Raw genomic sequence first — 20,301 nt, forward strand, 5'->3', positions numbered from 1 at the left:
GCATTGCATGCCGCACCGACGATCGGCCGTGCGGCCCTTGCAACCCGACCCGGACAGACCTATCCATGAAGCCCCTCCTTGCCCTGCTGGCTGTGACCTTGCTGATGAGTACGCCGCTTTCCTCCACCGCCGCCACCACTGCCACCCCGCCGGATGCGGCCCGCAAGCCGCATGTGGTCACCGCCCCGTTCGGCGCCCAGCGCCAGGACGAGTACTACTGGCTGCGCGACGACGAGCGCAGCAATCCGCAGGTACTGGATTACCTGAGGGCCGAGAACGCCTACGCCGATACGGTGATGGCACCGCTCAAGCCGCTGCAGGACACGCTGTACGAAGAGATCGTCGCGCGCATCAAGCAGGACGATGCCACGGTGCCGTACCGCCAGCGCGGTTACTGGTATTACACCCGCTACGAGGCCGGCAAGGACTATCCGGTGCATGCGCGGCGCAAGGGCGGCATGCAGGCGCCCGAAGAAGTGCTGCTGGATGTCAACGTCCTGGCCCAGGGCAAGAGCTACTACAGCGTCGGCGCATGGGAGCTCAGCCAGGACAACCAGCTGCTGGCCTACACCGATGATGCGGTCGGCCGGCGCCAGTACACCATCCGCTTCAAGGACCTGGCCAGCGGCAAGGTGCTGCCCGACGAGATTCCCGGGGTGTCGCCCAACGTGGTCTGGGCCGATGACAACAGGACCCTGTTCTATGTCGAGAACGATCCGGAGACCCTGCTGACCGTGCGGGTGAAGAAGCACGTGCTGGGCACGCCGGTGGCGCAGGACGTGCTGGTCTACGAAGAGCACGATGACAGCTTCTACATGGGCCTGGGCAGGACCCGCGACGAGAAGTACATCACCATCGGCGTGCACAGCACCGTCTCCAGCGAGGAGCGCTACGCACTGGCGGCCGATCCGGAAACCTTCACCGTGCTGGCCCCGCGCGCGCGCGATGTGGAATACCAGGCCGAGCACTTCGACGGGCGCTGGGTGATCCGCACCAACGCCGATGGCGCCACCAACTTCAAGCTGGTCACCGCGCCGGACGGCAGTTCCTCGCGCAAGGACTGGAAGGACTGGGTCGCGCACAGCGACAGCGTCTACATCGAGGATTTCGAGCTGTTCGACGGTTTCACCGCGATCGGCGAGCGTTCGCAGGGCCTGCAGCGCATCCGCCTGCTGGGCAGGGACGGGAACAAACTGCAGAGCCCGGACATGGAGGCGCGGGATTTTGCGCAGGATGCGCAGGCAACCTATGTCAGGGCCGACGAGCCGGCCTATTCGATGGGCCTGGACATCAACTCCGAACACGACACGCCGTGGCTGCGCTACAGCTACACCTCGCTGACCACCCCTGTCACCACCTACGAGCTCAACACCGTCACCGGCGAGCGCCGTCTGATGAAGCAGCAGCCGGTGCCCGGTTATGACGCCTCCCGCTACACCACCGAGCGGCTGTGGGTGAGCGCCGGTGACGGCACCCAAGTGCCGGTCTCGCTGGTCTACAGGAACGGCTTCAGCAAGGACGGCACCGCTGCACTGCTGCAGTACGGCTACGGCAGCTATGGCGCGTCGATGGACCCGGGTTTCTCCGGCCCGGTGGTGAGCCTTTTGGATCGCGGCATGGTCTATGCCATCGCCCACATCCGCGGCGGCGAGGAAATGGGCCGGGCCTGGTATGACAACGGCAAGCTGCTCAACAAGAAGAACACCTTCACCGACTTCATCGACGTGACCCGGGCACTGGTTGCGCAGGGCTACGCCGCCAGGGACCGGGTGGCAGCCATGGGTGGCAGCGCCGGTGGCCTGCTGATGGGCGCCATCACCAACATGGCCCCGGACGACTATCGGGTGATCATCTCGCAGGTGCCGTTCGTCGATGTGGTCACCACCATGCTCGACCCGAGCATCCCGCTGACCACCAACGAGTACGACGAGTGGGGCAATCCCGAGAACAAGCAGTTCTACGACTACATCGTCACTTATTCGCCCTACGACAACCTCAAGCCACGCGCCTATCCGGCGATGTTCGTCGGCACCGGCCTGTGGGACTCGCAGGTGCAGTACTGGGAGCCAGCCAAGTACGTGGCCCGCCTGCGCGACCTCAACACCGGCAGCCAGCCGGTCGTGTTCCGCACCAACATGGAAGCCGGCCACGGCGGCAAGTCCGGCCGCTTCCGCCGCTACCAGGAAATGGCCGAGTACTACGCCTTCATGCTGGACCAGCTGGGCGTGGCCGGCACGGCGCGCTGATCGACGTGCGTTAGGCTTCAGGGAGGGGTGTTGGCACCGATGCACAAAAGAAGGTTTGGCGCTGGCATGCGGCCCTCCACGTCTACACCATCTTTCAACTACCATGGGTCGGAGGGTATTCATGACTAGGGGCTTGCAGCATGACCATCGCAATTCGTTGTTGCGTATTTCTCACCGGGTTGGCCTTGTTTGCCGCCACAAGCACGGCTGCCGCCGAGCCTGATTGCAGGCAAGATACATTCTCTCAAGAGAAGTCATGTGTCTATGGTCGCGGGAGCATCGGTATGGCTGGGATCGGGAACCAGATCATCACCCGGGACGGGCAGATGTACTTCCGGCGATTGATCACGCTCACCAATTCGGGTGATCCCGTGGATGTGGACGCCATTCTTTTTCGCATCGACGATCGGCGAACCGTCCAGCTGAAGGCCGAGAATGCGGATCGTCCCACCGTCAATTGTTCTGGTCGGCTTTGCACTTGGTCTTGGAACGTTATGGCGCCGATCTCCGCGAGCGTGCTTGCCGAACTTGCCTCGGCCAAGAAGCTCGTCATCGCCTTCCAAGGCGAGGGCAGACGGCTCGGTGAGGGCGACATGCGGCGTGGCGGTCAAATCTTTGCCAGGTTTCTGTCCGACATTCGCACCCACGAGTCCGGCGTTTTGGAGACTTCCCAACACGAGGCATTCTTGGTGGAGGGACGCAACCTCATCCCATACGCTGCGCCTGCCGGGGAATAGGGTACATCCCACAAAAGCCGGAGCCGCAAGGATAGAAGGCGTGGCCAAGCTCGATTTCTAATTGTATAAGCAGTGGTTAATCTGGATATGCAGGGCGATAGACTCTCACGTTTTTTTAAAGAAGCGCTGACCAGATTGCAAAATTTCAGAAGTGGATGGATGGAATTGGGCCATGCAATGTCACGCGGGTTCTCCACCACTGACAAGGCCGCACCCACTTCCTTGGCCCAGGATTCGCAGTTGGAAGTAGTCACTTCAAGGCGCCTGGCATTCCTCTGTGCTGGCGACAAATTCTGGACTAGAAAGGCTAGCTAAGGCCAGGTCTCAAGGCGTTACGGTGCTCACCTGTGAGCAGTTTGAGCATCTGCTTTCCACTGGCGAGGTCGTGGCTTAACAATTCGTTCAAGCCGACGCGTCCTCAGTCGTTGTGGACTGCCGCATCTTGAGCGTTACTCCGCTGACAGGTCGCGGCCGGCGCAACTTAAGTCAAGCGTTACGCGCCAGTAGCAGACATCACTGTGACCATTATGAATACAGACATCACCGTAGCAATTATTGGCCTCGTCGGCGTGCTGGTCGGTGCCGCTATTACGTCATTCAAGGAGTGGTGGCTTCATAAGATTACGCGCAAAGACACTGCCCGCTATCTTTCCGCCTTGCTCGTCTCGAAACTAGACAAGCTAAGTCTTGAGTGTAGCCACCTTGCCGGCGACTCCGGAAAGGAAGGCGAGGACGGCTACTATTATGCAGAGCACAAACGCCCTGCTTTTGAGTTGCCAATGGAAGATGTGGACTGGACCTCGTTGAATCCTCAAGTCCAACTTTCAGTACTTAACCTTCCTTATCGACTTGAGTCCATCTCTGCAGCGGTCAGTAATGAGTTTGAGCATGACTCGCCGCCGGACTTCTCTGCAGCATTTCAACAACGCAGATACCTCTACGCAAAGCTTGGAATCGAGGCTTCTCACCTTTCAGATGAACTGCGTCGGACGTTCGGTTTTCCGCGTTGCACCGCCTATGATTGGAACCCGGTGTCCTACCTTGAAGAAACGATCCAGAGTATCGATCAAATACGTGAGAGATCGCAAAAGTCGTTCAATGAGATTGGCGTCTAACAATTCATTCAAGCCGAAGTCGCTTCGCCGCTCGGCTTAATCCAGGCGATATCGTCCCGAAACGGTTGTACCGTTGCCGGGAAACGCCGCATTCACATCGCTAGTCGCGCCCTGCCACGCAGCGTGCGTCTTTCGCGATGTCGCGTGCACATGGGCTGGGCGGCAATGTTCGTGTGGACACCCCGCTTCACCCTGAATTCCCGCCGCCGCCCAGCTGATTCCGCTGGGCGTGGTGGTTGCGGGCCGGGACCATGCTGCCGGCGCGGGCCGGCCGTGGGCCGGGTCGAATCGCTATACTCGAGCCATGAACACCGTATCGCGATGGGCGCTCTGGTGCGCCACGCTGCTGGCGCTGACCGCCTGCGGCAACAAGGGTCCGCTGGTGCTGCCGGAAAAGCCGGCACCGGTGACCACTCCTGCGCCTGCGGCCGAACCGGCCGCGGACCCGACCCAGCCGGCCGCAGCGGGCGAACCCGGCGCCACCCCGCCGGTGCAGACCACGCCGCAGGACGGCACCACCGCGCCCAGCCCCGCCGATCAGGCCGCCGATCAGGCCCTGGACAGGGGCGGTGCCGACGGGGATGGCTGATCAGGCCCCGCTGCGGTTTTCCAAGATGCACGGGGCGGGCAACGACTTTGTCGTGCTCGACCTGCGCGGCGGCCAGCCAGCACCCGATGCCAAGCTGGCCGCACGACTGGCCGACCGCCATACCGGCGTGGGCTGCGACCAGATCCTGACCATCGAGACACCACGCCAGGCAGGCTCGGTGGCGTCCTATCGCATCTGGAATGGCGATGGCTCGGCCGCCGGCCAGTGCGGCAACGGCGCGCGCTGCGTGGCGGCCTGGCTGGTGCGCGATGGCGTGGCCGGGCAGGGCAGTTTCCAGCTGGACAGTCCGGCCGGCACCCACCAGGTGCATCAGGTGCCGGCCGGTTTTGCGGTGGCCATGGGCCTACCACGCTGGCCTCCGGCCGAGATTCCACTGGCCGGCTTCGCAACCGAGCAGCCGTTCTACGAAGTGACCCTGGACCAGGCCAAGGTGACATTCGGCGCGGTGTCGATGGGCAATCCGCATGCGGTGGTGCAGGTGGACGAGCTGGCCACCGCGCCGGTGCACGCACTGGGCCCGGCGCTGCAGGCCCATGCGGCCTTTCCCGACTCGGTCAACGTCGGCTTCGTCCAGATCGTCTCGCGTCAGCGCATCGCCCTGCGCGTGTACGAGCGTGGCGTGGGTGAAACCCTGGCCTGCGGCAGCGGTGCCTGTGCGGCCGCGGCGGTGCTGATGCGTGCGGGGCTGGTCGAGCGCAGCGTCACCGTCGCCCTGCCCGGCGGCGAACTGCAGATCGACTGGCCGCACGATGCCGCCGATCTGGTGATGTCCGGCCCGGCCACATTCGTCTTTGAGGGGGAGTGGAAGCAATGAGCGAGGTCACCGAGAAACTCGGCGCACACGAAGTGGCCGCCTGGCTGCGCCGGCATCCGACCTTCCTGCAGCAGTTCCCGGACCTGGCGCTGACCCTGGTGGTGCCGCGCGAGGAAGGCCCGACCGCCTCGCTGGCCAGTTACCAGCTGGACGTGCTGCGCGAGAAGAACCGCGAACTGTCGCGCCGCCTGGGCGAACTGTCGGCCAATGCCCTGGAGAACGAGCGCCTGGCCGTGCGTGTGCACCAGCTGACCCTGGCCCTGATGCGCCAGGACAGCCGCGCCACCACCCTGGCGGCGATGGCCGCTTCGCTGGAAGAGGATTTCCACGGCGACCTGGTGCGCATCGTGCTGCTGGGCCAGATGCCGCCGGAGCTGAGCGATGCGCCCTGGCTGCAGGCGGTGCCGGCCGACAGCTCGCACCTGGCGCCGTTCCGCGACTGCCTGGCCGATGGCGAGCCGATCTGCGGCCGCCTGCAGCCGCAGAAGAACGCGCTGCTGTATGCCGCGCGGGCCGAGGAAGTGGCATCGTCGGCACTGCTGCCGCTGCCGGGCGTGGGTCTGGTGGCGGTCGGCAGCCGCGACGGCAACCGCTTCTATCCAGGCATGGGCACGCTGTTCCTGCGGATGATGGGCCAGTCACTGGCGGCAGCGCTGCGGCGGTACGGGTGATGAAGGTCCGGGAACGCCGGGACTTGGGACCCGGGGCCCGGGACCCGGCGGAGCAAAGGCATCCACCGCCAGGCGATCGTGCCGTTGCGGTTGCCTTCCCGGGCCCGGATCCGGACTTCATCGCCCAGTTCCTGACCCACCTCCAGGTCGAGCGCCAGGTTTCCGCACACACGCTCGATGCCTATCGCCGCGACCTGCGCGCGCTGCAGCAGTGGGCCCAGGCCCAGCAGCTGCCGGCCCCAAGCGAACTGCAGAGCGAGCAACTGCGTGCCTTCATCGCCAGCGGCCATCGCGCCGGGCTGGCGCCCAAGAGCCTGCAGCGCCGGCTCTCGGCCTGCCGCAGTTTCTACAGCTGGCTGCTCAGGCACGGGCGCATCGGCGCCAGCCCGGTGGCCGGGCTGCGTGCGCCCAAGGCGCCGCGCAAGCTGCCGCAGGTGCTCGACGCCGACGAGGCGGTGCAGCTGGTCGAAGTGCCCACCGATGCGCCAATGGGCCTGCGCGACCGCGCGCTGCTGGAGCTGTTCTATTCCTCCGGCTTGCGCCTGAGCGAGCTGTGCGCGCTGCGCTGGAGCGACCTGGACCTGGATGCGGGTCTGGTCACGGTGCTGGGCAAGGGCCGCAAACAGCGGATCGTGCCGGTCGGTTCGCACGCAAGAACAGCGCTGCTCCAATGGCGCGCGCAGAAGCGGCCTGCCGACACCGCGCAGGTCTTTCCCGGGCGCGGCGGCGCGCCGATTTCCCCGCGTGCGGTGCAGCTGCGGATCAAGGCCCTGGCGCAGCGGCAGGGACTGTTCAAGCACGTCCATCCGCACATGCTGCGGCACAGTTTTGCCAGCCACATCCTGGAATCCTCCGGCGACCTGCGCGGCGTGCAGGAACTGCTCGGCCACGCCGACATCGCCACCACCCAGATCTACACACACCTGGACTTCCAGCACCTGGCCAAGGTCTATGACGGCGCCCATCCGCGCGCCAGGCGCAAGTCCTGACGCGTCGGCGATGTGAGGGGCCGCAGGTGGCGCGCGGCGGTGGGCCGCGCTCGATGCTGGCATCCATGCCACCTGCATGGCCGTCATGTCCCGGTTTCCGGCTGCCAGGTCCTGACTACCAGCGGTTCCAGCCGCTGTTTCTGCTGGATGACACCCGCGCTGGCCCGGTCCGCGCCGATGGCCGCTGCACAGGCGCTGGCACGCCGGCCGATCCAAGTGCGGTTCATGCGGGATCGTCAAGGATGGCAGGCTCTTGAGCGAAGCAGGGAGCTGACGGATGAAGCGCATCACGACGTTCGGAAGGGTCATGGCTATGGCCGTGCTGGCATGCGCAGGCGTGGCGCACGCCCAGAGCAGCCAGGCACCGCCGGGCTACAACGAACAGCTGATTGCCACAGGCGGTCAGGTCGATGCCATCGCGGTGTACTGCGGCAAGATGGACCAGTCCGCAGCCGACCAGCACAAGGCCGGGCTGCGCGCGCGCATGCTGCAGAAGGGCGTGGGCGCCTCGACCTTCGACCGCGGATATGCGAGCAGTTTCGATGCCACCATGGCCCAGGCCAAGTCCAACCCGGTGCAGGCCAAAGCGGCGTGCCAGCGTGTGGAGCAGATGGGTGCGGCAGCGGCCAGGCAACCCTGAGTTCCCCGGGTCCTCGACGCCGGCGCCCAGGGCCAGTGGCCATGGTTGAAGATCAGGGCGGTGGCCCCATCTGGTTCGGACCGCATCGGAGTTGCCATGGATCCCAGCCAGAACCCCCACGTCTTCCACGCCACCACCATCCTCTCGGTCCGTCGCGAGGGCAAGGTTGCCATCGCCGGTGACGGCCAGGTGACGCTGGGGAATACGGTCATGAAGGGCAACGCGCGCAAGGTGCGACGCCTGGGGCGCGACGGCCACGTGCTGGCCGGCTTTGCCGGTGCGGCCGCCGATGCCTTCACCCTGTTCGAGCTGTTCGAAGCCAAGCTTGAAAAGCACGGCCAGCTGCAACGCGCTGCGGTCGAGCTGGTCAAGGATTGGCGCACCGAGCGTCGCTACGGCAAGCTGGAAGCGCTGCTGGCGGTGGCCGACAAGGACACCTCGCTGATCATCAGCGGCACCGGCGATGTGATCGAACCGGAGGACGGCATCATCGCCATCGGCTCCGGGGGCGCGTATGCGTTGTCGGCCGCGCGCGCGTTGCTGGGTCACACCGCGCTGGATGCCCGGACCATCGCGGTCGAGTCGCTCAACATCGCCGGCGACATCTGCATCTACACCAACCGCAACGTGGTGGTCGAAGAGCTCTAGCAGCGAGGAGCGCGCAAAGGGAGGTGAGAAATCACGTCATCGCGCGCTCATTTTTCCCGCGCCCCGCTCATGCCGTTGCCCCCTCCTTTCTCACTCCTCATCCCGCTGCCGACCCCATGTCCAATCCCGACAACACCTCTGCCACCATGACCCCGCGCGAGATCGTGCAGGGTGAGCCGGACAAGACCAGATGCGTTCAAGCGCATCTGGTCCCGGCGAACGCCTGCACATGGATGTGCGGGCCGGTCTCTCCGACAGCCGCGCATGTCGCGGCAGGGATGCCCGCATGAACAGCACGATGACGCCCAGAGAAATCGTGCAGGAGCTGGACCGCCACATCGTCGGCCAGCACGCGGCCAAGCGCGCGGTGGCCATCGCCCTGCGCAATCGCTGGCGCCGCGCGCAGCTCGAGCCGGAGCTGCGCAACGAGGTGATGCCCAAGAACATCCTGATGATCGGGCCCACCGGCGTGGGCAAGACCGAGATCGCGCGCCGCCTGGCCACGCTGGCCAACGCGCCGTTCGTCAAGGTCGAAGCCACGCGCTTCACCGAGATCGGTTACGTGGGCAAGGATGTCGAGCAGATCATCCGCGACCTGGCCGACACCGCGGTCAAGCTGTATCGCGAACAGGCCAAGGCGCGCGTGCGTACCCAGGCCGAGGAGCGCGCCGAGGACCGCCTGCTGGATGCGCTGCTGCCCAGGCGCAGCGGTGGCATCGGCTTCGATCCGTCGGTGGTCTCGGGCGAGGCATCGGCGCAGGACAGTGACACCCGCTCCAAGTTCCGCCGCATGCTGCGCAAGGGCGAGCTGGACGAGCGCGAGATCGAACTGGAGCTGTCGGTCAACGCCGGCGGCGTGGACATCATGACCCCGCCGGGCATGGAGGAAATGGGCCAGCAGCTCAAGCAGATGTTCTCCAGCCTCGGCGGTGGCAAGACCCACAAGCGCGCCATGACCATCAAGGCCGCGCGCCCGCAGCTGGTGGAAGAAGAGGCCGCCAAGCTGGTCAACGAGGACGAGGTGCGGGCCGCGGCGATCGAGGCCTGCGAGCAGCATGGCATCGTGTTCATCGACGAGATCGACAAGGTCGCCAAGCGTGGCGACAACGTCGGCGGCGGCGATGTCAGCCGCGAGGGCGTGCAGCGTGACCTGCTGCCGCTGGTGGAAGGGTCCAACGTCTCGACCAAGTACGGCACGGTCAAGACCGACCACATCCTGTTCATCGCCTCCGGTGCGTTCCACCTGGCCAAGCCGTCCGACCTGATTCCCGAGCTGCAGGGCCGCTTCCCGATCCGGGTGGAGCTTGCGGCGCTGAGCAAGGACGATTTCGTCCGCATCCTGACCGAACCCAAGGCTGCGCTGACCAAGCAGTACGTGCAGCTGATGCAGACCGAAGGCGTCACCGTCTCCTTCAATGCCGAAGCGGTGGACCGCCTGGCCGAGATCGCCGCCCAGGTCAACGAGCGTCAGGAAAACATCGGCGCACGCCGCCTGCACACCGTGCTGGAGCGGCTGCTGGACACGCTCAGCTTCGAGGCGCCCGACCGCGGCGGCGAGACCGTGGCCATCGACCGCGCCTACGTGGACAAGTACCTGGGCGAACTGGTCCAGGACCCGGACCTGAGCCGCTACATCCTGTAGGCGCGCCCGATGGAGGGACCTGGCCGATTCCCGCGCCGCGCCTGCCCGGGGCGGGGCGCGGCCGTGCAGGTTTCAGCCGGGCAGGTTCGGCTCGACAGCCCTTCAAGCAGACAGACAAGGACAAGATGATGATTCGTGCCACCGTGCTGGTTTCGTTGTTGGCCCTGGCGGGTCTGTCGGTGCCGGCGCAAGCCAAGCCGCCCGATATCAAGTGCAAGCTGCGTTTCTCCGCGTCGGGCTGGTCGGTCATTTACAAGACCGCCAAGGGCACCGGCGTGGTGACCTGCAGCAACGGCACCTCGCTGCCGGTCAGGATCAGCATGAAGGGGGGTGGCTTGACTGCAGGCAAATCGACTCTCCAGGGCACCGGTGTTTTCAGCGACGTGCACAGCGCGCGCGAGGTGCTGGGCAGCTATGTCACCGCCGAGGCGCACGCCGGCGCCGTGAAATCCAGCGATGCCCAGGTGCTCACCAAGGGTGAGGTCTCGCTGGCGCTGGCGGCCACCGGCAGGGGCTGGGATCTGGGCATCGCCTTCGGCGCGTTCCACATCGATCCGCGGTAATCAGTCCTGGCCGATGTCCTCGTTCCACACTTCGGGATTGGCGGCGATGTAGCCGCCGAGCAGGTCCACGCATTCCTGGCTGTCCAGGTCGATGACCTTGACCCCGGCTTCGCGCAGCCAGGCGATGCCGCCCTGGAAGGTGCGCGATTCACCCACCACCACGGTGCCGATGTTGAACTGGCGCACCAGGCCGCTGCAATACCAGCACGGGGCCAGGGTGGTGACCATGAGCGTGTCCCGGTAGCGCCGCTGGCGGCCGGCCTTGCGGAAGGCGTCGGTCTCGCCGTGCGCCGATGGATCGCCTTCCTGCACACGGCGATTGTGGCCGCAGCCCAGCAGCCGGCCATCTTCGTGGTAGAGCGCCGCGCCAATGGGGATGCCGCCCTCGGCCAGGCCCGCGCGGGCCTGGTCGATGGCGGTCTGCAGCAGGGCCTGGTAGTTCGGCGTGGCGATCATGTGGAACTCTCCATCGGCAGGGTGCGCCAGGTGCGGACACGGACCAAAGGATATTGCATCGCAACAGGGTGATGACGGTGCACATGAAATACTGGTGGCTTACGCCGAAACGACACCAGCAGGAACGTCCAATGACGCATGCCAGTCCCTCATCGACCTCTGCGCCGACGGCCCACTCGACGCCCAAGCTGGCCATGGCGGTGGTCACCACGATCTTCTTCATGTGGGGCTTTTTGACCTGCCTCAACGACATCCTGATGCCGCACCTGAAGTCGGTGTTCACCCTCAACTACACCCAGGCCGCACTGGTCCAGTTCACCTTCTTCGGTGCGTATTTCCTGATGGCGCTGCCGGCCGGCCGGCTGGTGGCCAGGCTGGGCTACAAGAACGGCATCGTCGCCGGCCTGGCCGTGGCCGGCGTGGGCGCGTTGCTGTTCTGGCCGGCCGCCGCGATGTACAGCTACCCGCTGTTCCTGTGCGCGCTGTTCGTGCTGGCCACCGGGATCACCGCGCTGCAGGTGGCGGCCAATCCGTATGTGGCGCTGCTGGGCCCGGAGAAGACTTCTTCCAGCCGCCTCAACCTGTCGCAGGCCTTCAACTCGCTGGGCACGGCGATCGCGCCGCTGTTCGGTGGACTGCTGATCCTGGCCGCCGAGCCCAGGACGCCAGAGCAGCTGGCGGCCATGTCGCAGGCGCAGATGCTGGCCTACCGTGCCGCCGAGGCGCAGTCGGTACAGATGCCGTACCTGGGGCTGGGCATTGCGCTGTTCGCGCTGGCCATCTTCATCTTCCTGTTCCGCCTGCCGGCCATCACCGAGGCCAGCGAAAAGAACGAAACGCGCCATTACGGGCTGTTCGAACCGCTGCGTCATCGGCATGTGCTGCTGGGCGTGCTGGGCCTGTTCTTCTACGTCGGCGCCGAGGTGTCCATCGGCAGCTATCTGGTCAACTACCTGTCCATGCCCGACATTGGCGCGATGTCCGAGCAGGCGGCCACCCGGTACGTCTCGGCCTACTGGACCGGCGCGATGGTGGGCCGCTTCATCGGTTCGGCGCTGCTGCTGAGGATCGATGCAGGCAAGCTGCTGGCGACCTTTGCCGGCATCGCCACGCTGTTGCTGCTGGTGACCCTGACCACCAGCGGGATGACCGCGGTGTATGCGGTGGTGGCGATCGGCCTGTTCAATTCGATCATGTTCCCGACCATCTTCACCCTGGGGATGGCCAAGCTGGGGCCGTTGACCAGCAAGGCCTCCTCGCTGCTGATCATGGCCATCGTCGGCGGTGCGGTCTTGCCGCTGCTGATGGGTTTCCTGGCCGATCGCATCGGCCTGCAGCACGCCTTCGTGCTGCCGCTGGTGTGCTACCTGTACATCGCCTACTACGGCCTGAGCGGGTCGCGCGTGCGCGAGCCGGTGGTGGCGTCCACCCCGGTGAAGTAGGCGCCGAAGCCTTTGGCGTAGCGGACCGGCGCTCACCGGGTGCCTCTTTTATGCCACGCCGGGGTGTGATGTCAGCGCCGGGCGGCCGTGTCGATGCCCACCACCACCGACATACCCGGGCGCAGGCGCGTGGCCGGTTGCTGGCCCGGGTCGATGCTGATGCGCACCGGGATGCGCTGGGCGATCTTGACGAAGTTGCCGGTGGCGTTGTCGGCGGGCAGCACGCTGAATTCCGAACCGGTGGCTGGCGAGATCTCCTGGACATGGCCGTGCAGGCGCGCGCCGCCCAGGGCATCGACGCTGAAGGACACCGGCTGGCCCAGCCGCACCTGGGCCATCTGGGTTTCCTTCATGTTGGCCACCACCCACAGCACGTCGGGCACGATGGCCATCAGCTGGGTGCCGTTGGTGACATAGGCGCCCTGATGGACCGAGACCTGGCCCAGTTGGCCGGCGCGCGGGGCCACGATGCGGGTGTTGTCGAAGTTGATCCGGGCCAGGCGCACGGCCGCACGGGCATTGGCCACGGCCGCCTCCAGGGTGGCCCGATTGACGGTCACGCTGCGCACGCCCTGTTCGGCGGCGCTGAGCGCGGCCTGGGCCTGGGCCAGGCTGGCGCGGGCCTGGGCATCGGTGGCGAAGGCGGTGTCGCGGTCCTGCCTGGACAGCATCTGCTGCGCGGTCAGGGCCTCGATGCGGCGCAGGCTGACGCGGGCGTTGTCGCGCTGGGCGGCGCTGCTGGCCACCCCGGCCCGGCTTTCGGCGACGCTGGCTTCGGCGCTGGCCTTCTGCTGGACCCAGTTGTCCAGGTTGGCCTGCGCGCTCTGCAGTTGGGCCTGGGCCTGTTCGAGCTGCTGGTAATAGATGCGGTCGTCGATCTGGGCCAGCAGCTGGCCGACGCGCACGTGCTGGAAGTCCTGGACCGGCACCTGGGTGACATAGCCGCTGACCTGCGGTGCGATCAGGGTGACCTGGCCACGCACCATGGCGTTCTCGGTGGTCTGGAGGGTGCTGGTGAAGGGCGGCAGGCGCCAGGCATAGAGCACCAGCGCCACCCCCAGCAACACCACCACGATGAAGGCGACGTAGCCGACGATGCGCCGCCGCCGGCGGCGCGCGCGTGCGGCCTGCTCGGCTTCGGGTGAGGGGACCGGGGCAGGATCGGCGGCAGGTGTGCTCATGGGTGTCCGGAAGCGGCGTCGGAGGGAATCGGCAGGGCCGGGGTGCTGGCTGGTGCCGGATTGGCCGGCGGCGGCGCCGGCGGATGCCACCAGCGCCATGCCAACAGCGCACCGTTCCAGGCCAGCGTGGCCAGCGCGATCCAGCCGATGGCCAGGAACACGTCGTTGTAGGCCAGCACGTTGGCTTCGCGCGTGGCCACCGTGCCCAGCTGGCGCAGGGCCAGCGCCGGCCGCGCCGCCGGATCGCCCACCGTGTGCGCATGGGCGGCCGCATAGGCCTGCACCCGCGCGGCCACCTGTGGGTCGAGCAGCGTCAGGTGCTCGTTGAGGATGCTGGAGTGGTATTTCTCGCGCACCACCTGCAAGGTGCCAAGGAAGGCACTGCCGACCAGGCCGCCCAGGTTCTGGGCCATGCCGAAGAGCACCACGAAACTGATCAGGTTGCCCGGCTGGGCCATCAACGGGCCGATCCCGCTGATCATCGCCGGGGCCAGGAAGAAGACACTGCCGAAGGCCAGCAGGAACTGGCTCAGGTACATCTGCGCCGGGCGGGTCAGGCTGGTGGAGCCGGCGTCCATGAATGCCCCGACGGCAATTGCGGCCACCGCCGCGATAAGGTGGTAGCCGACATGCTCGCGGCGGATCAGCAGCGCGCTCAGTCCCACGCCAAGGATGCAGCCGCCCAGCATGACCAGGAACAGGGTGTGCATCTGGTCGTTGCCCAGCCCCAGGCCCTGCAGGAAGCCCAGTGCCCCGGTGCTCTGCTCGGACAGCACGATCCGGATCAGCAGCAGGGTCAGGCCCAGCCGCAGCATGTCGCCACCGGCCAGCCAGCGGGTGTTGATCATGGGGTTGGCGCGGTGGTGTTCGAGCCACAGCGCGGCGGCGAGCAGCACGATCGAACAGGCCAGGGTCACGCCCAGCCACGGCGTGGCGGTCCACCACAGGTAGCGCCCCAGCGACAGCACCGCAGCCAGCCCCGCCGCACCGGCGCCGAACAGCACGATGGTGGCCGCGTCGCGTTTTTCGAAGGTGCGGATGCGGTCGCTGGGCGGCAGCTTGAGCATGATCACGCAGGCCAGGGCGACCACGGCCAGGCCCAGCTCGAACAGGTATAGGCCGCGCCATTCGCCCAGTTCCAGCAGTTCGGTGGTGAACACCCGCGCCAGCGGCAGCGGCAACTGGCCCATCCCCAATCCGATCACCAGTGCGCGCAGGCGATGCCTGGCCGGAAACGCCTGGATCATGTAGTAGATGCCCAGCGAATTCAGCGCCGCCCCGGCGAAACCATGGGCGGCGCGCACCGCGATGGCCGAGGACAGGTCGTTGACGAAGATGTGTCCGAGTGCGATCAACGCGTACAGGGACAGGAAGATCTCGGTGAAGTGGCGCAGGCCGAACTGTTGGCGGAACTTGACCAGGACCAGGTTGGCCGACAGGTTGGTCATCACGTAGGCGGCCGGCAGCCACGCCATCTCGTAGGCATAGGCCCCCAGCGGGCCTTGCAGGTACTGCAGATTGGCGGTGATCAGCGCATTGCCCAGGCCGCCGGTGAGGGCCACCACCGTGCCGACGATGGCGTACTGGACCCGGCGCAGGGGCCGATGCAGCGGGGTGGAGGCCGACCCCGGCAGCATCGGGCGTTCGTGCGGCAACCATTGGCGTGGGGCGTACTTGTCGACCACGATGCTGTGCAGGGGGGAAGGTCCCGGGGCCGCGATTCTTGCATTTCTGACGCCCACGACAGGTGAGCGATGCGATAATCGACCCATGAGCGAATCCCCCTACACCTCGGGCACCACCCATTTCGGCTTCCGCGACGTCGCCGCGCGCGACAAGCAGAAGCTGGTCGGCCAGGTCTTCACTTCGGTGGCCGGCAAGTACGACCTGATGAATGACCTGATGAGCCTGGGGATCCATCGCCTCTGGAAGCGCTACTTCACCGCCACCGCGCAGGTCAAGCCGGGCGACCGGGTGCTGGACCTGGCCGGCGGCACCGGCGACATCGCCGCGTTGCTCAGGGAGCGGGTCGGCAAGACCGGCAGCATCGTGCTGGGCGACATCAATGCCGGCATGCTCACCGTCGGCCGCGACCGGATGACCGACCGCGGTCTGGTCGCGGGCATGGAGTACGTGCAGCTCAACGCCGAGGCGTTGCCGTTCCCGGACAACAGCTTCGACTTGGTGACGATTGCCTTTGGCCTGCGCAACGTCACCGACAAGGACGCCGCCCTGGGCCAGATGTACCGCGTGCTCAAGGTCGGCGGACAGGCGCGGGTGCTGGAGTTTTCCGAGGTCACCCCGGAGTGGTTCAAGCCGGTCTACGACTTCCACTCGTTCAAGGTCCTGCCCAGGCTGGGCAAGCTGTTTGCAGGCGATGCCGACAGCTACCAGTACCTGGCCGAGTCGATCCGCAAGCACCCCCCGCAGGAACAGCTCAAGGCGATGATGGCCGCGGCCGGGTTCGCCCGCGTGCGCTACACCAACCTGTCGGCCGGCATCGTCGCCATCCACGACGGCTACAAGGCCTGAGCGCGGCGATGAGCCTTGCGTCGGTGCGCGCTTTCCTGGCCGCCCATGCGCCGGACCTGGAGATCGTGGTGACCGACGGTTCCACCGCGACGGTGGCCGAGGCCGCGCACCAGCATGGCGTGCAGCCCGGTCAGATCGCCAAGACCCTGGCGTTCTGCAAGCAGGATGGCGAGGCCTTCCTGGTCGTGGCCGGTGGCGATGCGCGCATGGACAACGCCAGGATGAAGGCCGCCTTCGGCGGCAAGACCCGGATGCTGGACCCCGAGCGGGTCCTGGCCCTGACCGGGCATCCGGTCGGCGGCGTCTGCCCGTTCGGGCTGGCCACGCCGCTGCCGGTGTACTGCGATGTGTCGCTGCGGTGCTTCGATGTGGTCATCCCCGCCGCGGGAGCGACCAACAGCGCGGTGAGGATCGCGCCGGGGCGGATGGCCGAACTGATCGATGCCTCCTGGGTGGACGTCTGCCGCCAGGCCTGAGCAGGTCGATGAGGCTTCGCCTTCGTGGGAGTAACTGTCTGCTCGATGTGCTCGACCCCCTCTCCCCCGCTTGCGGGGGGAGAGGGCTGGGGTGAGGGGGCTTTTGCTTGAAGCCCAGCAAACCGCAGCCAGCTTCGGAACGTTGATGTGTCGTCGTCAGCATGACCGTCATCCCTATCCCCCTCACCCTGACCCTCTGCTTCGCACCCCGGCCCGCGCCAGCGGCGCGGGCGCTCCAAGGCACGCGCGCCAGTGGCGCGCAAGCCGTGCCTTCTCGCCCCGCTTGCGGGGGAGAGGGGGCAAAATCCCAGCGGCCTACAAATGCGTGGCGCGTTCTAGACTTGGCTTCTTCTTCCGTTGCAGGACCTTGCCTGATGCGTGCCATGTTGTTGAGCCTGTCCACCGCCGCCGTGCTGGTGGCCGGCTGCTCGAAGTCCCCCGAACCCGACCACACGCCCGCCACCGCCGCCAAGCCTGCCGCAGTGAACACGCCCGACCGTCGCCACGATGAAAGTTCCTACGCACAGCCCGACCAGGTGGTCATCAAGGACCTGGCCCTGGATCTCAGGCTGGACTTCGACGCCAGGCAGATCGGCGGCACCGCCACCTATCGGCTGGACTGGAAGGACCCGGCGGCCACCGCGCTGGTGCTGGACACCCGCGCGCTGACCATCGAGAAGGTGGAAGGTGGCGATGCGGCCGGCAAGACCTTCGCCCCGCTGCAATACGCGCTGGCCGACGCCGACCAGGTGCTGGGCAGCAAGCTGACCGTGCTGGCGCCGCAGCGCAACCCGATCGTGCGCATCACCTATCACACCGCGCCGGAAGCATCGGGCCTGCAGTGGCTGGCGCCATCGATGACCGAAGGCAAGCAGTTGCCCTTCATGTTCAGCCAGTCCCAGGCCATCCACGCGCGCAGCTGGGTGCCGCTGCAGGACACCCCGGGGGTGCGCTTCACCTACACCGCCCACGTCACCAGCCGCCCGGACCTGATGGTGCTGATGAGCGCGGGCAACGACCCGGCCTCGGTGCGCGATGGCGACTACCATTTCGTGCAGAACAAGCCGATCCCGTCCTACCTGCTGGCCATCGCCGCAGGCGATCTGGTGTTCCGCCCGCTGTCTGATCGCGCCGGGGTGTGGGCCGAACCGGCCATGGCCGACAGGGCCGCGGCCGAGTTCGTCGACACCGAGAAGATGATCACCACCACCGAGCAGCTGTACGGCCCGTATCGCTGGGGCCGCTACGACATCCTGGTGCTGCCGCCCTCGTTCCCGTTCGGCGGCATGGAGAACCCGACCCTGACCTTCGCCACCCCGACCGTGATCGTCGGCGACAGGTCGCTGGTGTCGCTGGTGGCCCATGAACTGGCCCACAGCTGGTCGGGCAACCTGGTGACCAATGCCAGCTGGAAGGACATCTGGCTCAACGAAGGCTTCACCACCTACGTCCAGGCGCGCATCACCGAGGCGCTGTACGGCCAGGAGATGGCCGAGATGGAGCGCCAGATCGACCAGGCCGAGCTGGCGGCCAACGAGCTGAAGGCGCTGCCGCCCGAGCGCCAGCTGCTGCGCATGCCGTCGCTGGGCGGTGCCGACCCGGACGATGCGCTGAGCGAGGTGGCCTACGTCAAGGGCGCCTGGTTCCTGCAATTCCTGGAACAGCGCTTCGGCCGCGAGCTGTTCGATCCGTTCCTGCGCAAGTGGTTCGACGACCATGCGTTCACGAGCGTGACCACCGATGCGTTCGTCGATGACCTGAAGAACAACCTGCTGCCCCGCAATCCCAACGCGGTCACCGCGCAGGAACTGGACGCCTGGCTCGACCAGCCCGGCATCCCGCCCTCGGCGCCGCGCGCGCAGTCGCGTGGCTTTGCCCTGGTGGATACCGCGCGCATCGCCTGGCTGGGCAGCGGCACGCTGCCGTCCAGCCAGGTCACCGAGCAGTGGGTGACCCAGCAGTGGGTGCACTTCATCGAGGGCCTGGGCGAGACCCAGCCGCTGGACAAGCTCAAACAGCTCGATGCCACCTACCACTTCACCGGCACGCCCAACGGCGAGATCGCCATGCGCTGGTACCCACTGGCCATCCGCAGCGGCGACAGGGACGCCTGGCCGGCCGCCGGTGAGTTCATCCAGCGCGTGGGCCGGCGCAAGCTGATCCTGCCGATCTATGCCGAGCTGGTGAAAACCCCCGAGGGCCTGGCCTTCGCCAAGGAGGTCTTCGCCAGGGCCGAGCCGGGCTATCACCCGATCACCACCGGCTCGGTCAGGGCGATGCTGGACAAGGCGGCTGCGCCCGAGCCGCAAGCATCCGTGGCCCCGACGCCGTCCGTGCCGGCGCACTAAGTCCGGCACGAAAAGCCGCCGTCCGGTCCGCAGCTGCGGACCGGACGGCGGCTTTTTCATTTCTTCAAGGGCCGGCCACCGGCGCGGCGGTGCGCTCAGCCTCTCAGCCCGGGCTGGCCACCGGTTCCAGCTGGGCATCGGCCAGCGCACGCCAGCGCGGCAGCTGATCCAGGCGGCCGACGCGCCGCAGGTAGTCGGTGTCCGGTTCGTGGCCTTCGACCAGGGCCGCGGCCACATGGACCGCGCCGGTGACCCAGAACACGGTGCCCGACTGCGCCGGCTGCTGGTGGAAGGCGACCGCTTCGACGATCGGCGTCGGCAGGCCCCACAGGCCCAGCAGATAGGCACCGGCGATGCCCTGCGGCAGGATCACGGCGGTGCCGCCCTGCTGGACCTGCATCGGCGGCAACAGCAGCCCCACTTGCGAGAGCAGCCCGGCGGTGCCGGCCAGGCCGGCGCTGGCGCCGGGCAGCAGCTGCGCGCTCAGGCGCGAGATGCTCATCGCGCGCTCGCGCACCACGTCGGCGCCGGGACCGGAGGAAAACACTTCACTGGCCAGTACCAGCTGGCGCAGCGCGTCCTGGCCCAGGCGGATGACCGCCGTGCGCAGGTCGCTGATCTCGCGGCCGCCGGAGTAATAGGCCGAGTTGCTCAGGCGCAGCACCCGCGCGGCCAGCGCCGGGTCCTGCGAGACCACCGCCACCACGTCGCCGGCCTGGGTCGCCGGATCGCGCAGCATGCGGGTCAGGGTGAGGTACTGCCTGGGCGCAGCCGGCAGCGGTCCGGCGCGCTCGATGGCCTGCTTCAGGCCGGCATCGTCGAGCAGGTCGCGCAGCGCAGCCATGCTCTCGATCGCCTCGATCACCGCCGCACCATCCAGCGGTTCGGGCAGCACGCGATGGACCACGTCCAGCGCATGCATGACCTCCTCGTCGCGCTGGCCGTCCATCAGCACAAACCGCGCGGCCAGTGGATGGTGCTCGCGGGCGTGATTGAGCAACAGGCTGCAGCGGTTCCAGCCGTCGGCCGAAAAGCACACCAGCGCGTCCGGCGCCTGCAGGGCGTCCAGCGGCGTGGGGCCATCGTCCAGCGGCAGCCAGGTGACCCGCCAGTCCAGGCCCTGTTCGACCAGCTCGGCGCGCAGGGTCGCGGCGTCTTGCTGATGTTGGCCTGCCACGACGATGTGCACGG

General features: G+C 66.9%; 20 protein-coding genes. 16 read left to right on the forward strand and 4 right to left on the reverse strand.

The window, feature by feature from the left end:
* The first annotated feature begins 65 nt into the window (after positions 1–65).
* The 12 genes from DSC_RS01880 to DSC_RS01925 all read left to right on the forward strand — a co-directional run bounded on the left by DSC_RS01880 (position 66) and on the right by DSC_RS01925 (position 10,675).
* Positions 66–2,246 (forward strand): S9 family peptidase, encoded by a 2,181-nt coding sequence (locus DSC_RS01880; protein ID WP_014159419.1) that lies wholly within the window; start codon positions 66–68, stop codon positions 2,244–2,246.
* Positions 2,247–2,386: 140 nt separating this feature from the next.
* Positions 2,387–2,983, forward strand: a complete 597-nt coding sequence (locus tag DSC_RS01885; protein WP_148268072.1) for a hypothetical protein — start codon at positions 2,387–2,389, stop codon at positions 2,981–2,983.
* A gap of 518 nt (positions 2,984–3,501) precedes the next feature.
* Complete coding sequence (locus DSC_RS16465; protein WP_148268073.1) at positions 3,502–4,098, forward strand: hypothetical protein; 597 nt, start codon at positions 3,502–3,504, stop codon at positions 4,096–4,098.
* Between the two features lie 304 nt (positions 4,099–4,402).
* Positions 4,403–4,687 (forward strand): LPS translocon maturation chaperone LptM, encoded by a 285-nt coding sequence (lptM, locus tag DSC_RS01890; RefSeq protein ID WP_014159421.1) that lies wholly within the window; start codon positions 4,403–4,405, stop codon positions 4,685–4,687.
* Positions 4,680–5,522, forward strand: a complete 843-nt coding sequence (gene dapF / locus DSC_RS01895) for a diaminopimelate epimerase (protein ID WP_014159422.1) — start codon at positions 4,680–4,682, stop codon at positions 5,520–5,522. The genes lptM and dapF overlap by 8 nt, the downstream gene beginning before the upstream one ends.
* Positions 5,519–6,193 carry a DUF484 family protein gene (locus tag DSC_RS01900; protein WP_043290330.1) on the forward strand — a complete coding sequence of 225 codons (675 nt, stop codon included), beginning with the start codon at positions 5,519–5,521 and terminating at the stop codon, positions 6,191–6,193. The genes dapF and DSC_RS01900 overlap by 4 nt, the downstream gene beginning before the upstream one ends.
* Positions 6,193–7,182 carry a tyrosine recombinase XerC gene (xerC, locus tag DSC_RS01905; RefSeq protein WP_014159424.1) on the forward strand — a complete coding sequence of 330 codons (990 nt, stop codon included), beginning with the start codon at positions 6,193–6,195 and terminating at the stop codon, positions 7,180–7,182. The genes DSC_RS01900 and xerC overlap by 1 nt, the downstream gene beginning before the upstream one ends.
* 277 nt (positions 7,183–7,459) lie before the next feature.
* Complete coding sequence (locus DSC_RS01910; RefSeq protein ID WP_147475074.1) at positions 7,460–7,822, forward strand: hypothetical protein; 363 nt, start codon at positions 7,460–7,462, stop codon at positions 7,820–7,822.
* A 96-nt stretch (positions 7,823–7,918) separates the two neighbouring features.
* Positions 7,919–8,470 carry an ATP-dependent protease subunit HslV gene (hslV, locus tag DSC_RS01915; RefSeq protein WP_014159427.1) on the forward strand — a complete coding sequence of 184 codons (552 nt, stop codon included), beginning with the start codon at positions 7,919–7,921 and terminating at the stop codon, positions 8,468–8,470.
* A 116-nt stretch (positions 8,471–8,586) separates the two neighbouring features.
* Positions 8,587–8,760, forward strand: coding sequence for a hypothetical protein (locus tag DSC_RS16810; RefSeq protein WP_158308223.1), 174 nt, complete (start codon positions 8,587–8,589; stop codon positions 8,758–8,760).
* Positions 8,757–10,112 (forward strand): ATP-dependent protease ATPase subunit HslU, encoded by a 1,356-nt coding sequence (gene hslU, locus DSC_RS01920; RefSeq protein ID WP_014159428.1) that lies wholly within the window; start codon positions 8,757–8,759, stop codon positions 10,110–10,112. Before DSC_RS16810 ends, hslU begins: the two co-directional genes overlap by 4 nt.
* 128 nt (positions 10,113–10,240) lie before the next feature.
* Positions 10,241–10,675: a hypothetical protein gene (locus DSC_RS01925; RefSeq protein ID WP_043290865.1), complete on the forward strand. Its 435-nt coding sequence runs from the start codon at positions 10,241–10,243 to the stop codon at positions 10,673–10,675.
* On the opposite strand, the gene DSC_RS01930 is transcribed toward DSC_RS01925, so the two are convergent.
* Positions 10,676–11,131 (reverse strand): nucleoside deaminase, encoded by a 456-nt coding sequence (locus tag DSC_RS01930; protein ID WP_014159430.1) that lies wholly within the window; start codon positions 11,129–11,131, stop codon positions 10,676–10,678.
* A 131-nt stretch (positions 11,132–11,262) separates the two neighbouring features.
* Between DSC_RS01930 and fucP the strand changes: the two genes are divergently transcribed.
* Positions 11,263–12,573, forward strand: coding sequence for an L-fucose:H+ symporter permease (gene fucP, locus DSC_RS01935; protein WP_014159431.1), 1,311 nt, complete (start codon positions 11,263–11,265; stop codon positions 12,571–12,573).
* A 71-nt stretch (positions 12,574–12,644) separates the two neighbouring features.
* Here fucP and DSC_RS01940 read toward each other — a convergent pair whose 3' ends face one another.
* Positions 12,645–13,754 (reverse strand): HlyD family secretion protein, encoded by a 1,110-nt coding sequence (locus DSC_RS01940; protein WP_043290866.1) that lies wholly within the window; start codon positions 13,752–13,754, stop codon positions 12,645–12,647.
* Entirely contained in the window at positions 13,751–15,439 is a 1,689-nt protein-coding gene (locus tag DSC_RS01945; protein ID WP_043290331.1) for an MFS transporter, read from the reverse strand. Before DSC_RS01945 ends, DSC_RS01940 begins: the two co-directional genes overlap by 4 nt.
* 85 nt (positions 15,440–15,524) lie before the next feature.
* Between DSC_RS01945 and ubiE the strand changes: the two genes are divergently transcribed.
* The 3 genes from ubiE (at position 15,525) to DSC_RS01960 (ending at position 19,110) form a co-directional block, all read left to right on the forward strand.
* Positions 15,525–16,286 (forward strand): bifunctional demethylmenaquinone methyltransferase/2-methoxy-6-polyprenyl-1,4-benzoquinol methylase UbiE, encoded by a 762-nt coding sequence (gene ubiE, locus DSC_RS01950; protein ID WP_014159434.1) that lies wholly within the window; start codon positions 15,525–15,527, stop codon positions 16,284–16,286.
* A gap of 8 nt (positions 16,287–16,294) precedes the next feature.
* Positions 16,295–16,762, forward strand: coding sequence for a YbaK/EbsC family protein (locus tag DSC_RS01955; RefSeq protein WP_014159435.1), 468 nt, complete (start codon positions 16,295–16,297; stop codon positions 16,760–16,762).
* Positions 16,763–17,136: 374 nt separating this feature from the next.
* Positions 17,137–19,110: a M1 family metallopeptidase gene (locus DSC_RS01960; protein ID WP_014159436.1), complete on the forward strand. Its 1,974-nt coding sequence runs from the start codon at positions 17,137–17,139 to the stop codon at positions 19,108–19,110.
* Between the two features lie 103 nt (positions 19,111–19,213).
* On the opposite strand, the gene DSC_RS01965 is transcribed toward DSC_RS01960, so the two are convergent.
* The gene (locus DSC_RS01965; protein ID WP_014159437.1) at positions 19,214–20,299 is read right to left on the reverse strand and encodes an HDOD domain-containing protein; all 1,086 of its coding nucleotides are present in this window, start codon (positions 20,297–20,299) and stop codon (positions 19,214–19,216) included.
* Positions 20,300–20,301: the final 2 nt, after the last annotated feature.

The sequence above is a fragment of the Pseudoxanthomonas spadix BD-a59 genome, from assembly GCF_000233915.3.
Lineage (GTDB): Bacteria > Pseudomonadota > Gammaproteobacteria > Xanthomonadales > Xanthomonadaceae > Pseudoxanthomonas_A > Pseudoxanthomonas_A spadix.